Origin of the sequence: Bradyrhizobium forestalis (assembly GCF_002795245.1) — a bacterium.
In the GTDB taxonomy this organism is placed as follows: domain Bacteria; phylum Pseudomonadota; class Alphaproteobacteria; order Rhizobiales; family Xanthobacteraceae; genus Bradyrhizobium; species Bradyrhizobium forestalis.
On sequence record NZ_PGVG01000003.1, the window covers coordinates 18,762 to 32,814 of the forward strand.

The window sequence follows — 14,053 nt, forward strand, 5'->3', positions numbered from 1 at the left end:
TATGATCGAATGGCCGGATGGACCAGGGCCGGCCAAAACCCGATCTGATCATCTTCGACTGCGACGGCGTGCTCGTCGACAGCGAGCTCTTGAGCTGTCGCTGCCTGTCCGAGGTGCTGGCCGAATTCGGTCTCGTGCTCAGCGAGGAGCAGGCGCTCGAGCTGTTTCTCGGACGCAGCACCAAGGCGATCGAGCAGCACTATCGCGATCTCGGTCAGGTCGTGCCGGATGGATTCCTGCCGCGATTGAAGTCGCGCGTGCTGGAGACGTTCGCTGCCTCGCTCGAGCCGATTCCTGGAGTAGAGGCAGTCATCTCAGGGTTGACCGTGCCATTCTGCGTGGCCTCGTCCAGCGACATCGACCGCGTGTCGCTCTCGCTCGGCGTCACCGGTCTTCGGGCACATTTCGGCGATCGGCTCTACACCGCGCAGATGGTCAGGCACGGTAAGCCGGCGCCCGATCTCTTTCTCCATGCCGCCGAGAACATGCGTACATCGCCCTCACGTACGCTGGTGATCGAGGACAGCGTCAGCGGCGTGCAGGCGGGCAAGGCGGCCGGCATGACCGTCTGGGGATTTGTCGGCGGCGGCCATTATCGCACCCGTGACGGCCGCGCTATATTGTCCGCCGCCGGGGCCGATCGGGTCTTCGCGCGCATGAGCGATTTCTGGGAGGTGTGAGCCCGCATGGCCGCCGAGAACGACAAGTCGAGACTCGACGACGCCGCGCGCGCCGGTTGGCTCTATTTCATTGCCGGCCACACCCAGGACGAGATCGCGAAGATGCTCCAGGTCTCGCGCGCCTCGGCGCAGCGGCTGGTCTCGCTGTGCCTCGCCGAGCGGCTCATCACCTTCCGGCTCGAACATCCCATCGCCGCGTGCATGGAACTGGCGGCGCGTCTGAAGGAGCGGTTCGAGCTCGTCCATTGCGAGGTGGTGCCGGCCGATCCCGCCGCGCCGCAGGCGGTGGCTGGAATTGCCGAGCGCTGCGCCAATTTGCTCGATTCCACGCTCCGCTCGGAGACGCCGGTCATCGTCGCGCTCGGCACGGGCCGGGCAGTGCGTGCCGCGGTCGAGCGCGTCACGCCGATCGACCGGCCCAATCACCAGATCGTCTCGCTGGTCGGCAACATTTCCGCCGACGGTTCGGCGAGCTTCTACGACACCGTCGGCCGGCTCGCCGACCGCACCGGCGCGCGGCACTATCCGATGCCGCTGCCGTTCCTGATGTCGTCGGAGGACGAACGCAACAAGATGGTGCGCATCGAGCCGATCGCGAAGGTGAAAGCGGTCGCGGCCAAGGCGGATTTGCGCCTCGTCGGCATCGGCCAGATGGACCAGAAGGCGCAGGTTCACATCGACGGCTTCGTCACGCGCGACGAACTGTTCGAGATGATGCGCCTGGGGGCCATAGGCGAGATCACCGGCTGGGCCTATGACGCGAAAGGCCGCCTGCTCAAGGCCGGCACCAACAAGCGCCTCACCAGCATCCCTCCGGAAGTGCCGGCGAGGACCACGACGATCGGCGCCGCCGTCGGCGCCGCCAAGGTCCCGGCGATTGCGGCCGCGCTGAGCGGCGGCCTGATCAACGGGTTGATCACGGACGAGGCGACCGCAAGGGCGATTCTGGAACGGTAGGGCGCGACCTCGCCATTTGCTCGCGAGGCGGGCGACCTTTCCACCCACACCGCTGTCATCGCCCGCGCAGGCGGGCGATCCAGTACGCCGCGGCCAAGCTTGGGGCAAACCAATAGACGACACGGAGTACTGGATGCCCCGCCTTCGCGGGGCATGACGCCGAGGTTGGGGGCGGCATCCCCTCCCGCACCGCAGCACTCATAAGTTGCTGGAACACCCGTGCGCCTGCTTGACAACCGTCCTTCCTTGCGTTGAACATACGCCCAACGCGTGGGCATATGCTCAAAAGCGCGAGTCCAAGGGAGGTCACCGTGAAACATGTCCTGGGCGCCGTCTGCGGCGCGTCTTGCCTGCTGCTGGCCGTTCCTGCGATGGCGGAAACGACCCTGACGATCGCCACCGTCAACAATGGCGACATGATCCGCATGCAGGGGCTGACGGGTGAATTCACCAAGAAGAACCCCGACATCACCGTGAAATGGGTGACGCTGGAGGAGAACGTGCTGCGCCAGCGCGTCACCACCGACATCGCCACCAAGGGCGGCCAGTTCGACGTCCTCACCATCGGCACCTATGAGGTGCCGATCTGGGCCAAGAAGGGCTGGCTGGTGCCGCTGGCCAATCTCGGTGCCGATTACGACGTCGCCGACCTCCTGCCCAAGATCAAGGACGCGGTCTCCGCTGATGGCAAGCTCTACGCCGCGCCGTTCTACGGTGAGAGCTCGATGGTGATGTATCGCACCGATCTGTTCGAGAAGGCCGGCCTGAAGATGCCGGAAAAGCCGAGCTGGGACTTCGTGATCGACGCGGCCAAGAAGCTCACTGACAAGAGCGGCGGCACCTACGGCATCTGCCTGCGCGGCAAGGCCGGGTGGGGCGAGAACATGGCCTTCCTCTCGGCCATGGCCAATTCCTACGGCGCGCGCTGGTTCGACGAGAAATGGCAGCCGCAGTTCAACACACCGGAGTGGAAGACGACGCTCACCACCTATGTCAATCTGATGAAGGAAGCCGGCCCTCCCGGCGCGAGCTCCAACGGCTTCAATGAGAATCTGGCGCTGTTCAACGCCGGCAAATGCGCGATGTGGATCGACGCGACGGTCGCGGCGTCCTTCGTCACCAATCCCAAGGACTCCAAGGTTGCCGACAAGGTCGGCTTCGCGCTCGCGCCCAACACCGGGCTCGGCAAGAACGCCAACTGGCTGTGGGCCTGGAATCTGGCGATCCCCGCCGGGTCGAAGAAGACGGAAGCTGCCGAGAAGTTCATCGCCTGGGCGACGAGCAAGGACTACACCAAGCTTGTCGCATCGAAGGAGGGCTGGGCCAACGTGCCGCCGGGCACGCGCACCTCGCTCTACCAGAACCCTGACTATCTGAAGGTGGCGCCGTTCGCCAAGCTGACGCTGGCCTCGATCGATGCCGCTGATCCCAACAAGCCGACGGTGAAGCCCGTTCCTTACGTCGGCGTGCAATACGCCGCGATCCCTGAATTCCAGGGCATCGGCACCCAGGTGGGCCAGCAATTCTCCGCAGCGCTTGCGGGCTCCGCCACCGTCGATGCGGCGCTTTCCGCCGCGCAATCCGCAACCGAGCGCGAGATGAAGCGCGCCGGCTACATCAAATGAACCCGAGCTCTTCCTCCTGAGCTCAGACTCGCGGCCATCCGCCCATCCCCGGATGGATGGCCGCCTTCTTCTTCCCGGCAGAGGAGAAGCCAGTGGCAACCCGGCAGACGCAATTCCTCGCACGGTCGCTCTTGAGCCCGGCCGTCGGGCTGCTGTTCATCTGGATGATCGTCCCGCTGGCGCTGACGATCTACTTCTCGACGCTGCATTACAGTCTGCTCGACCCCGGCTCTGAATCGTTCGTCGGCCTGGAGAACTTCCGCTACTTCCTCACCGATCCCGCTTTCCTAGCCTCGCTCCAGAATACGCTGGTGCTCGTTGGCTCCGTGCTGGCGCTGACCATCCTGCTCGGCATTCCCCTGGCGCTGCTGATGGACCAGCCCGTGATCGGGCGCAACTTCGTCCGCCTGATGGTGATCGCCCCGTTCTTCGTGATGCCGACAGTGAGCGCGCTGGTCTGGAAGAATCTGCTGATGCATCCGGTGTCGGGATTGTTCGCCTGGCTCGCCTCTCTGTTCGGCCTGACGCCGATCGATTGGTTCAACGATGTACCGCTGTTTGCGGTGATCCTGATCGTAACGTGGCAATGGCTGCCGTTCGCGACGCTGATCCTGCTCACAGCGCTGCAATCGCTCGACGAGGAGCAGAAGGAAGCCGCCGAGATGGATGGCGCCAGCGCCGTCTCGACCTTCATCTACATCACCCTGCCGCACCTCGCGCGTCCCATCACGGTGGTGATCCTGATCGAGACCATCTTCCTGCTCACCGTGTTCGCCGAGATCTTCGTCACCACCGGCGGCGGGCCGGGCCTGCAAACGACGAACATCGCGTTCCTGATCTATTCGCAGGCGCTGATCCAGTTCGACGTCGGCAGTGCGTCGGCGGGCGGCCTCGTCGCTGTGGTGATCGCCAATATCGTCGCCTTCTTCCTGGTCCGCATCGTCGGCCGCAACCTGGAGGCCTGACATGGCACGGATGGCGACGACGCGGCGGGTGGCGATATCGACGGCGGTAGCCTGGTTGTTCGGGTTGCTGATCTTCTTCCCGATCCTCTGGATGGGGCTGGCGAGCTTCAAGACCGAGCTCGAGGCCTTCGCGGTCCCGCCATCCTTCCTGTTCTTCCACTGGACCACGGAAAACTACGCGACCGTGCAGGAGCGCAGCGACTATCTGCACCACGCGATGAACTCGATCATCATCGCGGGCGGCTCGACGCTCATTGCGCTCTTGATCGCCATTCCCGCGGCCTGGTCGATGGCGTTCTCGCCGACCAAGCGCACCAAGGACATCCTGCTCTGGATGCTCTCGACCAAGATGATGCCGCCTGTCGGCGTGCTGGTGCCGATCTACCTGATCTACAAGAGTTTCGGCCTGCTCGATTCCCGCATCGGCCTCGTCTTCATCCTCTGCCTCGGCAACTTGCCGATCGTGATTTGGATGCTGTTCACCTATTTCAAGGAGATCCCGCGCGACATTCTCGAAGCCGCGCGCATGGACGGCGCAACGATCGGCCGCGAGCTCGTCTACGTGCTGACGCCGATGGCGATCCCCGGGCTGGCGTCCACGCTGCTGCTCAATTTGATCCTCGCCTGGAACGAGGCGTTCTGGACGCTGAACCTGTCGACCTCGAACGCGGCGCCGCTCACCACGTTCATCGCCTCCTATTCGAGCCCGGAAGGGCTGTTCTGGGCAAAGCTGTCGGCGGCGTCCACGCTGGCGATCGCGCCCATTCTCGTCCTCGGTTGGTTCAGCCAGAAGCAGCTCGTGCGCGGGCTCACCTTCGGTGCGGTGAAGTAGGGGGCTGCCGGATCATGGGTCAGATCACACTTCAGGGCGTGCAGAAATCCTTCGGCCCGGTGCACATCATCAAGGGCGCCGATTTGGACATCGCCGACGGCTCCTTCGTGGTGTTCGTCGGCCCCTCGGGCTGTGGCAAGACCACGCTGTTGCGATTGATCGCGGGCCTTGAGGACGTCTCTGGCGGCAAGATCCTGATCGACGGCAAGAACGTCGTCGACACGCCGCCGGCCAAGCGCGGGCTGTCGATGGTGTTCCAGTCCTACGCGCTCTACCCGCATATGAGCGTGCGCGGTAATATCGGCTTCGGCCTGAAGATGGCGGGGCTGCCGAAGGACGAGATCAACCGCAAGGTCGAAGCAGCGGCGGCGACGCTGAATCTCACACCTTATCTCGACCGCAAGCCGCGCGAGCTTTCCGGTGGCCAGCGCCAGCGCGTCGCGATCGGCCGTGCGATCGTGCGCGAGCCCAAGGCATTCCTGTTCGACGAACCTCTTTCAAACCTCGATGCGGCGCTGCGCGTGCAGATGCGCATCGAGGTGACGCGGCTGCAGAAGCAGCTCGGCACCACCGCGATCTACGTCACCCACGACCAGGTCGAGGCCATGACCATGGCCGACAAGATCGTCGTGCTCAACGGCGGCAAGATCGAACAATATGGCTCGCCGCTGGAGCTCTATGAACGGCCCGCCAATCTCTTCGTCGCCGGTTTCATCGGCTCGCCAAGAATGAACTTCGTCACTGGTGAGCCCGCTTTGCAGAAGGCAGCAGCGACGATCGGCGTGCGGCCGGAGCACCTGAAGATCGAGCGCGACGGCGCCGGCGGCTGGCAGGGCACCATTGCGGTGGCCGAGCATCTCGGCAGCGATACCTTCCTTTACGTCGATGCCGGCCCGCTCGGCATGCTGACGGCACGCTATATCGGCGAATTGAGCCTGCATGCCGGCGACCGCGTGTCGCTGGTGCCGGACCCTGCGCGCATTCACCGCTTCGACGAGAGCGGAAACGCTCTTCGGGGCTGACAAGAAACGGCAAGACAACGGAAAGACGACCATGTACCTGGAAAAGTTCAAGCTGAACGGCAAGACCGCGTTCATCACCGGCGGCGGGCAGGGCATCGGCCTTGGCTGCGCCGAGGCGTTGGCCGAGGCCGGCGCCCGGGTCATCATCGGCGACCGTGACAGCAAGATCGCCGACAGCGCCAAAGCCAGCCTGAAAGCGAAGGGCTTTGACGTCGAGACCGCGATCATGGACGTCACAGACACCAAACGCGTGGCCGAGGTCGCCAACGCCCTCGTCGCCCGCCACGGCAAGGTCGATATCCTCGTCAACAATGCCGGCATCGCGCGCAGCGAGACGCCGGCGGAGACCGTCACCGACGAGCACTGGCTCAACGTCATCGACGTCAATCTCAACGGCACCTTTTGGTGCTGCCGCGAGTTCGGCAAGCACATGCTGAAGGCCAAGAGCGGTGCCATCGTCAATGTCGGCTCGATGTCGGGCTTCATCGTCAACAAGCCGCAGGAGCAGTGCTTCTACAACGCCTCCAAGGCCGGCGTGCACCATCTGACCAAGTCGCTGGCCGCCGAATGGGGTGCGCGCGGCATCCGCGTCAACGCGGTGGCGCCGACCTATATCGAAACGCCGCTCAATGCCTTCGTGAAGAGCAACCCGAAAATGTACGATGCCTGGATCGGTGGAACTCCGATGGCGCGGATGGGGCAGGTCGAGGAGATTGCCTCGGTCGTGCTGTTCCTCTCCTCGGAGGCCGCGAGCCTGATGACCGGCAGCATCGTGCTGGTGGATGGCGGCTACACTTGCTGGTAGGCTTATCGTCAAAACTGACGAGAGCTTCCGGGAGCGACAATGCCGCGAGCGTATATCGGCGTCGACGTTGGGACCACGAGCACGCGGGCAGGGGTGTTTGACGAGGTCGGCACCTTGCTGGCGACCGCCCGGCACCCGATCAGGATCTGGCATGAGGCCGGCGACATCGTCGAGCAGTCCTCGCAGGACATCTGGGAGGCCTGCGTCACATCGGTGCGCGCGGCGATGGCGGAAGCAGCGATCGCGCCCGACAGCATCGGCGGCATCGGTTTTGACGCCACCTGTTCCCTCGTGGTGCTTGATCCGCAAGGCGAGCCGCTCACCGTCAGCACCTCCGGCGAGGCGCAGCGCAACGTCATCGTCTGGATGGACCACCGCGCCACGGCTGAAGCGCGGCTGATCAACGAGACCGAGGATGCCGTGCTGCGCTATGTCGGCGGCTCGATCTCGCCAGAGATGGAGATGCCGAAGCTGCTCTGGCTGAAGCGGCATCTGCGCGCGAGTTTCGACGCCGCAGGTCACTTCTTCGATCTGGCCGACTATCTGACCTGGCGCGCGACCGGCGCGCTGCAGCGCTCGACCTGCACCGTCACCTGCAAATGGAACTATCTCGCCCATGACGGCGGCGGCTGGAGCGCGCCGTTCTTCAAGCGCATTGGATTATCGGATTTCGTCGCTGAGAAATATGCCAGGATCGGCACCGAGATCGTCGCACCCGGTACCCGCCTCGGTGCAGGTCTCACCGGCACTGCCGCGGCTGAACTCGGCCTGTCAGCGGGCACCCCGGTCGGCGCGTCCCTGATCGATGCCCATGCCGGCGGCATCGGCGCGATCGGCGGGCGGGATGGGGCGGGCGGGGCGAGCGACGTCAGCGACCGTCTCGCCTACATCATGGGAACGTCGGCCTGCATCATGGCAACGACGAAGGAGCCGTGCTTCGTCCCCGGCGTGTGGGGGCCATACTATTCCGGCATGGTGCCGGAGTTCTGGCTGAACGAAGGCGGACAGTCGGCGGCAGGCGCTGCGATCGACCATCTGCTCAAGTCGCATCCCGGCCATGCCGAGGCGAGCGCGGCGGCGCGGAGCGAGGGCGTCGACCTCATCGAGTTCCTCGAGCGCCGCATCATCGCGCGCGCGGGCGATGCCAGCTGCGCCGCGCTGCTGGCGCGCGACGTCCACGTGCTTCCGGAATTCATCGGCAACCGCTCGCCTTATGCCGACCCCGACACGCGCGCGGTGATCGCCGGCCTCGATCTCGACACCGACATCGCCTCGATGGAGCGGCTGTTCGTCGCCGGCCTCTGCGGTCTTGCCTACGGGCTCGCCGAGGTGATCGAAGCCTTTGCGGCGCATGGGGTGCGCTCAAACATCATGGTCATGGGTGGCGGCGCCAGCCGGAGCCCTTTGGTGCGTCAGATCATGGCCGACACCACTGGCCTCACGGTCGCGCTGCCGCAGACGAAGGAGCCGGTGCTGCTGGGCGCCGCGATGCTCGGTGCCGTCGCCGGCGGCGCCTATGCCTCGATCGGCGAGACCATGGCCGGGATGTCGGCGCTGGGACGCAAGAGCGAGCCGACCGCACCCGACATGGCCGCATTTCACACGAAGAAGCGTGAGGTCTACAAGCTGCTGCGCGAGGTCGATCGTCGCAGTCGTGCCGCGATGCGCGGCATCGCGAGAGGTTGAAACCAATGCTGATTGCCTGCGGCGATGCGCTGATCGATTTCGTGCCGACGCAAAACACGGAAGGGCGCGAGGCGGTGATGCCCGCGGTCGGCGGCTCCTGCCTGAACGTCGCGATCGGCATGGCGCGGCTGGGCGCGCCGACCGGTTTCGTCGGCGGCATCTCGACCGACTTGTTCGGGCAGATGATCGTCGACCACGCAACCGCCTCCAACGTCGACCTCAGTCTCGCCACCCGCAGCGATCACCAGACTACGCTCGCCTTCGTCCGCATCGTCGCGGGCGAGTCGCATTACGCGTTCTACGATGCCGAGACCGCGACGCGGAATTGGACTTACCGGCGCGGGACAATTCCGCTCGACAGGGGCGAAGCTCTCCATGTCGGCTCGACCACGCTCGTCAACGACCATGGCGCGGCCGAAACCAAGGCGCTGATCGCTGACGCGCGGGCGTCGTCCACGATCTCGTTCGATCCGAATTGCCGACCGAACCTCGTCAAGGACAAGCCGGTCTATCTCGCGCGCATGGCCGAGTTCGCGGGGAGCGCCGATCTCATCAAGATGTCGGACGTCGACTTCGCCTATCTCTTCGGCGAGGAGCCTTATCAGCAGCGCGCGAGCGCGCTGCTGGGGCAGGGCACGAGCCTCGTCGTCATCACCCGTGGCAACAACGGCGCGATCGCCTGGCACGCGGCCGCAGGGCAGATCGAGGTGCAAGCACCAAAGGTCGAGGTGGCCGACACCATCGGCGCAGGCGACAGCTTTCAGGCGGCGCTGCTGTTCGCTCTGCACAAGCAGGGACGCATCGCCCGACCGCGATTGAAGGACATCCGCGCGGACGAGCTCCGCCGCGCACTGTCCTTTGCCGCCAATTGCGCCGGCCTGACCTGCACCCGTCCGGGTGCCGATCCGCCCTGGAGCTATGAGGTCAAGTGGGGCTGGTAGGCCGCGCTTCCCTTCTCCCCTTGTGGGAGAAGGTGGCGCGAAGCGCCGGATGAGGGGTTATCTCCGCGAAGCAATCTCTATCGCGTTTGCGGAGAGAGACCCCTCACCCGTCTCGCCGCTTCGCGGCGATCCACCCTCTCCCACAAGGGGAGAGGGGAAAACTCCCTCGCGTCATATCCGCGCGACGGCCTTTTCGGCGCATTTGAGGAAGGTTCCGATCAGCGGACTTTGGGAGTCCCGCCGCCAACAGACTGCGATGTCGAGGGAGTCGTTGACGTCACGCAGGGGTCTGAACACGATCCCGCGTGGCGCGCCGAGCTGTGCGCAGGCCGGCAGGATGGCGAGACCTTCGCCGGCCAGAACCAGGCTCATCGCCGAATGCACCGTCTCCACCCGGCTGGCGATCGGCATCACCACCTGGTGCCGACGCAATAAGGGGACGACGGCGGAGGAGGCGGGCCCATGGTCCGGATGCGGCAGTGCGATCAGCGGACGGCCCTGCAGCCGGGCCATCGGCACGGAGCTCAGGCGGGCGAGCGGCGAGCGGATCGGCATGGCCAGCATGAAGGGCTGCGCACCGATCCGCGCCACCTGGATTTCGGGATGGTTGATTGCAGGCATGCACAGCGCGACCGTGACGCTGCGGTCGAGCACCCGGGCCTCGCGCGTCGAGGCGCTGAGCTCGGCGAAGCCGAGGTCGACGCCGGGAACCGCGCGGCGCAGTTCGGGGATGAGCCGCGGCAGCATCGCATTCGCCAGCACGAACATGTAACCCACCGAGAGCCGCCCGCGCCGTCCCGAAGCAACCGCGCGCGCGGCTTCGGCGCCGTCAGCCGCAAGGGCGAGCGCTTCGCTGGCGCGCGCCAGCAGCGCCTGGCCGGCCTCGGTCAGGTCCATGCCGCGCGTGCCGCGGCGGAACAGCGGCGCGCCGATCTCGGCCTCGAGCTTGCGGATCTGGACCGAGAGCGGCGGCTGCGCCATCCGGAGCCGCTCGGCGGCCTTGCCGATGCTGCGCGCCTCGGCGACGGCGACGAAATAGCGGAGCCGGCGAAGATCCATTGGCATACCGAGAGTGTATGGGTTTGCGACTAAAATCGTATTGGACGGCGAGTTAACAAAACTGTCATTCTCGCTGTCAATGTCTTCGGGCCAATGGCGGCCCGCTTCGGAGCGTGATGTGACGATGAACGGCGATCCCTGTCTCTTGTCCGCAGCCGAGCTGCGCGGTCTCATCGCGGCAAAGCGGATTTCGCCAGTCGAGCTCACCCGCGCCGTGCTCGCCCGCGCCGAGGCGCTCCAGCCGGAATTGAATTGCTTCATCACTCTGTGCGGCGATGAGGCGATCGCAGCGGCGCGCGAAGCCGAGCGCAAGGTGATGGCCGGCGAACCGCTTGGCCTGCTGCACGGCATCCCCGTCACCGTCAAGGACATCGTCAATACCAAGGGCGTCAAGACCACCTTCGGCGCCGTTCCTTACAAGGACAATGTGCCGACCGAGGATGCCGTCGCCGTCGCACGGTTGCGCAGTGAAGGTGCGATCCTGATCGGCAAGACCACGACACCAGAGTTCGGCAGCAAGTGCCTCACCGATTCACCCCTGTTCGGTCGTACCCGCAATGCGTGGGACGCCTGCCGTTCCTCCGGCGGCTCCAGCGGCGGGGCGGCGGTGGCGGTGGCGAGCGGCATTGCGCCGCTGGCGATTGCGACCGACGGCGGCGGCTCGACCCGTATTCCCGCCGCCTGCAACGGCGTGGTCGGCCTGAAGCAGAGCAATGGCGTGATCCCGCACAGCCAGGCGCTGGATGCGTTCGGCAATCAGACCTACGTCACGCCGACCACCCGCACCGTGGCCGATACGGCGCTGATGATGCAGGCGATGGCTGGAGAGGATCCTTGCGATCCCTGGTCGATCGGCGTGCCCGTGCCTGACTTCATCGGCACCGCTGCCCCGCGCGGCGATCTGCGCGGGCTGAGGATCCTGTACTGCCTGACGCCGCCGGGCCGTCCGGTCTCCGCGGAAGTCGCCGCCAATTTCAAGGCGAGTCTCGACCGGCTGGCCGGGTTAGGGGCCGAGCTCGAGGAATTCTCCGGCGATGGTTTCGACATCGAGCCGATCTGGCGCGCCATCAACCACACGGTCTGGCGCACGCGCTTTGCAAAGCTCGCGACTGAACACAAGAACGGGCTGAGCGAGGCCTTCCTCAAGCAGCTTGCGCTCGCCAGCGAAGTCAGCGGCGTCGATTATCAGGAGGCGATGTTCGCGCGCACCGCGCTGTTCCGTCGCGTGCAATTGCTGCTTGCGCGTGGGCACTTTTTGGCGATGCCGACCCTGACGCGCACCGCGCTGCCGATCAGCCAAGACCTGTTCGGCAGCATCGAGATCGACGGTGGGCATTACGACAGCGTCCGGCCGCACTGGTTCCCCTGGACCATGCCCTCCAACATGACCGGCCATCCCGCGATCAGCCTTCCCTCCGGCTTTGCCCGCGACGGCCTGCCGATCGGGCTTCAGCTCGTCGGCCGCTTCCGCAGCGACGCGGAATTGCTGCGCGTGAGCGCATTGTTCGAGGCTTCAAGCGATCTTCTGTCCCGCTGGCCGGCTTGAGGAGATGGGCATGCCGCAAGGGGCGTGTGTGCAAAGGACTTGCCTCCGGCGTCCAGACATGTTGATCGTGCCACGGGTGAGCCCTGAAGCCGAGCACGCATGAGCGTCTTTGTCCTCCGACGTCTGTTGACCTTGCTGGCGACGCTGGTCGGCGCATCGCTGATCATCTTCCTGGTGCTCGATGCTCTTCCCGGCAATGCCGCGCAGATGCTGATGGGAGCCGACGCCTCGCCGGACGCTGTCCGCGCGCTCACCGTCAAGCTCGGGCTCGACCAGCCGCTGGCGGTTCGCTATCTGCAATGGATCAAGGGGCTCGTCGTCGGCGATCTCGGCAACTCCTATGTCTACGGCACCCCGGTCGCCAGCCTGATCGCGGAGCGGCTGGTGCTGACCATTCCGCTCGCGATCATGGCGATGACGATCACGGTGACGCTGGCGCTCTCCGCCGGCATCTACACCGCCGCCAACCACAACAAGCTTGGCGACGTCGGCGTGATGTCGCTGACCCAGGTCGGCATCGCGCTGCCAAATTTCTGGTTCGCGATCCTCCTGGTGCTGCTGTTCGCGGTGCGGCTGCAATGGCTCTCGGCCGGCGGCTTCGCCGGCTGGGAGGATGGCATCTGGCTCGGCGTCAAGTCGCTGCTGCTGCCGGCGATCTCGCTCGCGGTGGTGCAGGCCGCGATCCTCGCGCGCGTCACGCGATCGGCCGTGCTCGAAGTGCTGCGCGAGGACTTCGTCCGCACCGCCCGCGCAAAGGGCCTCGGCAAGCGCGAGGTACTGTGGAGCCACGTGCTGCGCAACGCCATGATCCCCGTGATGACGGTGATGGGGCTGCAATTCGCCAATCTGCTCGCCGGCACCATCGTGATCGAGAACGTGTTCTACCTGCCCGGCCTCGGCCGGCTGATCTTCCAGTCGATCGCCAACCGCGACCTCATCGTGGTGCGCAACTGCGTGATGCTGCTCGCTGCCATGGTCGTCATCGTCAACTTCGTGGTCGATGTGCTCTACGCCTTCATCGATCCCCGTATCAAGGTTCACGACCTGTGAGCGAGCCCCTCACCATCGATGCGCCGCTCGCAACACGCCCGCTGCCGGCCCGCACCTTCTGGCGCCGCGCGCTGCGCCACCGCAGTTTCGTCCTGGGCGGTGTTCTCAGTCTCCTTGTGCTCGCCTCCGCGCTGCTGTCGCTGGTGTGGACGCCGTGGTCGCCGTACGAGATCGACATCGCATCGAAGCTCCGGCCGCCCTCGGCGGCGCATTGGCTCGGCACGGATTCCTTCGGCCGCGACATCGTCTCGCTGCTGCTCGCCGGCGCCCGCTCGACCATCATGGTCGGTGTCATCGCCGTCAGCATCGGTCTCACCTTCGGCGTCACGCTGGGCCTGATCGCCTCGGCGCGGCGCGGCTGGACGGAGGAGATCATCATGCGCTTTTCCGACTTCACTTTCGCCTTTCCGGCGGTGCTGTCCGCGATCATGCTCGCGGCGGCGGTGGGGCCGGGCATGGTGACCTCGATCGTCGCAATCGGCATCTTCCAGATCCCGACGCTGACGCGGCTGACGCGCGGCTCCGCCAATGCGATCTGGGCGCGCGAATTCGTGCTGGCCGCGCGCGCGGCGGGCAAGGGGCGCTTCCGCATCACCATCGAGCACGTGCTGCCGAATATCCTGTCGATCCTGATCGTGCAGGTCACCATCCAGTTCGCGCTCGCCATCCTCGCCGAGGCCGCCCTGTCCTATCTCGGCCTCGGCACGCAGCCGCCGCAGCCGTCCTGGGGCCGCATGCTGAACGATGCGCAGACGCTGCTGTTCCAGTCGCCGATGCTCGCGGTCTATCCGGGCGCTGCGATCGCCATCGCGGTGCTCGGTCTCAATCTTCTTGGTGACGGATTGCGCGACTTGCTCGATCCCAGACTGGCGCGGGAGCGGTGAC

The 14,053-nt window shown here is 65.6% G+C and carries 13 protein-coding genes; 12 read left to right on the plus strand and 1 reads right to left on the minus strand.

What is annotated here, in order from left to right:
• The first annotated feature begins 17 nt into the window (after nucleotides 1-17).
• The 9 genes from CVM73_RS04600 to CVM73_RS04640 all read left to right on the plus strand — a co-directional run bounded on the left by CVM73_RS04600 (nucleotide 18) and on the right by CVM73_RS04640 (nucleotide 9,513).
• The gene (locus CVM73_RS04600; RefSeq protein ID WP_100230833.1) at nucleotides 18-680 is read left to right on the plus strand and encodes an HAD family hydrolase; all 663 of its coding nucleotides are present in this window, start codon (nucleotides 18-20) and stop codon (nucleotides 678-680) included.
• A 6-nt stretch (nucleotides 681-686) separates the two neighbouring features.
• Nucleotides 687-1,637: a sugar-binding transcriptional regulator gene (locus CVM73_RS04605; RefSeq protein ID WP_100230834.1), complete on the plus strand. Its 951-nt coding sequence runs from the start codon at nucleotides 687-689 to the stop codon at nucleotides 1,635-1,637.
• Nucleotides 1,638-1,948: 311 nt separating this feature from the next.
• The gene (locus tag CVM73_RS04610; RefSeq protein ID WP_100231113.1) at nucleotides 1,949-3,262 is read left to right on the plus strand and encodes an ABC transporter substrate-binding protein; all 1,314 of its coding nucleotides are present in this window, start codon (nucleotides 1,949-1,951) and stop codon (nucleotides 3,260-3,262) included.
• 92 nt (nucleotides 3,263-3,354) lie between these two features.
• On the plus strand, nucleotides 3,355-4,227 hold the full coding sequence (locus CVM73_RS04615) for a carbohydrate ABC transporter permease (RefSeq protein WP_167406631.1): 873 nt from the start codon (nucleotides 3,355-3,357) through the stop codon (nucleotides 4,225-4,227).
• Between the two features lies 1 nt (nucleotide 4,228).
• Nucleotides 4,229-5,059, plus strand: a complete 831-nt coding sequence (locus CVM73_RS04620; protein ID WP_100230836.1) for a carbohydrate ABC transporter permease — start codon at nucleotides 4,229-4,231, stop codon at nucleotides 5,057-5,059.
• A 14-nt stretch (nucleotides 5,060-5,073) separates the two neighbouring features.
• Nucleotides 5,074-6,081, plus strand: a complete 1,008-nt coding sequence (locus CVM73_RS04625; protein ID WP_100230837.1) for an ABC transporter ATP-binding protein — start codon at nucleotides 5,074-5,076, stop codon at nucleotides 6,079-6,081.
• A gap of 31 nt (nucleotides 6,082-6,112) precedes the next feature.
• Nucleotides 6,113-6,886: an SDR family NAD(P)-dependent oxidoreductase gene (locus tag CVM73_RS04630; protein WP_100230838.1), complete on the plus strand. Its 774-nt coding sequence runs from the start codon at nucleotides 6,113-6,115 to the stop codon at nucleotides 6,884-6,886.
• A 39-nt stretch (nucleotides 6,887-6,925) separates the two neighbouring features.
• The gene (locus tag CVM73_RS04635) at nucleotides 6,926-8,572 is read left to right on the plus strand and encodes an FGGY-family carbohydrate kinase (RefSeq protein WP_100230839.1); all 1,647 of its coding nucleotides are present in this window, start codon (nucleotides 6,926-6,928) and stop codon (nucleotides 8,570-8,572) included.
• Between the two features lie 5 nt (nucleotides 8,573-8,577).
• Nucleotides 8,578-9,513 carry a carbohydrate kinase family protein gene (locus CVM73_RS04640; RefSeq protein ID WP_100230840.1) on the plus strand — a complete coding sequence of 312 codons (936 nt, stop codon included), beginning with the start codon at nucleotides 8,578-8,580 and terminating at the stop codon, nucleotides 9,511-9,513.
• Nucleotides 9,514-9,684: 171 nt separating this feature from the next.
• Here the strand turns inward: CVM73_RS04640 and CVM73_RS04645 are convergent, their stop codons facing one another.
• The gene (locus CVM73_RS04645) at nucleotides 9,685-10,572 is read right to left on the minus strand and encodes a LysR family transcriptional regulator (RefSeq protein WP_100230841.1); all 888 of its coding nucleotides are present in this window, start codon (nucleotides 10,570-10,572) and stop codon (nucleotides 9,685-9,687) included.
• Nucleotides 10,573-10,696: 124 nt separating this feature from the next.
• Between CVM73_RS04645 and CVM73_RS04650 the strand changes: the two genes are divergently transcribed.
• The 3 genes from CVM73_RS04650 to CVM73_RS04660 all read left to right on the plus strand — a co-directional run bounded on the left by CVM73_RS04650 (nucleotide 10,697) and on the right by CVM73_RS04660 (nucleotide 14,052).
• On the plus strand, nucleotides 10,697-12,118 hold the full coding sequence (locus CVM73_RS04650) for an amidase (protein WP_167406661.1): 1,422 nt from the start codon (nucleotides 10,697-10,699) through the stop codon (nucleotides 12,116-12,118).
• 99 nt (nucleotides 12,119-12,217) lie between these two features.
• Nucleotides 12,218-13,168 carry an ABC transporter permease gene (locus CVM73_RS04655; RefSeq protein ID WP_100230843.1) on the plus strand — a complete coding sequence of 317 codons (951 nt, stop codon included), beginning with the start codon at nucleotides 12,218-12,220 and terminating at the stop codon, nucleotides 13,166-13,168.
• On the plus strand, nucleotides 13,165-14,052 hold the full coding sequence (locus tag CVM73_RS04660; RefSeq protein WP_100230844.1) for an ABC transporter permease: 888 nt from the start codon (nucleotides 13,165-13,167) through the stop codon (nucleotides 14,050-14,052). The genes CVM73_RS04655 and CVM73_RS04660 overlap by 4 nt, the downstream gene beginning before the upstream one ends.
• Nucleotide 14,053 lies beyond the last annotated feature (1 nt).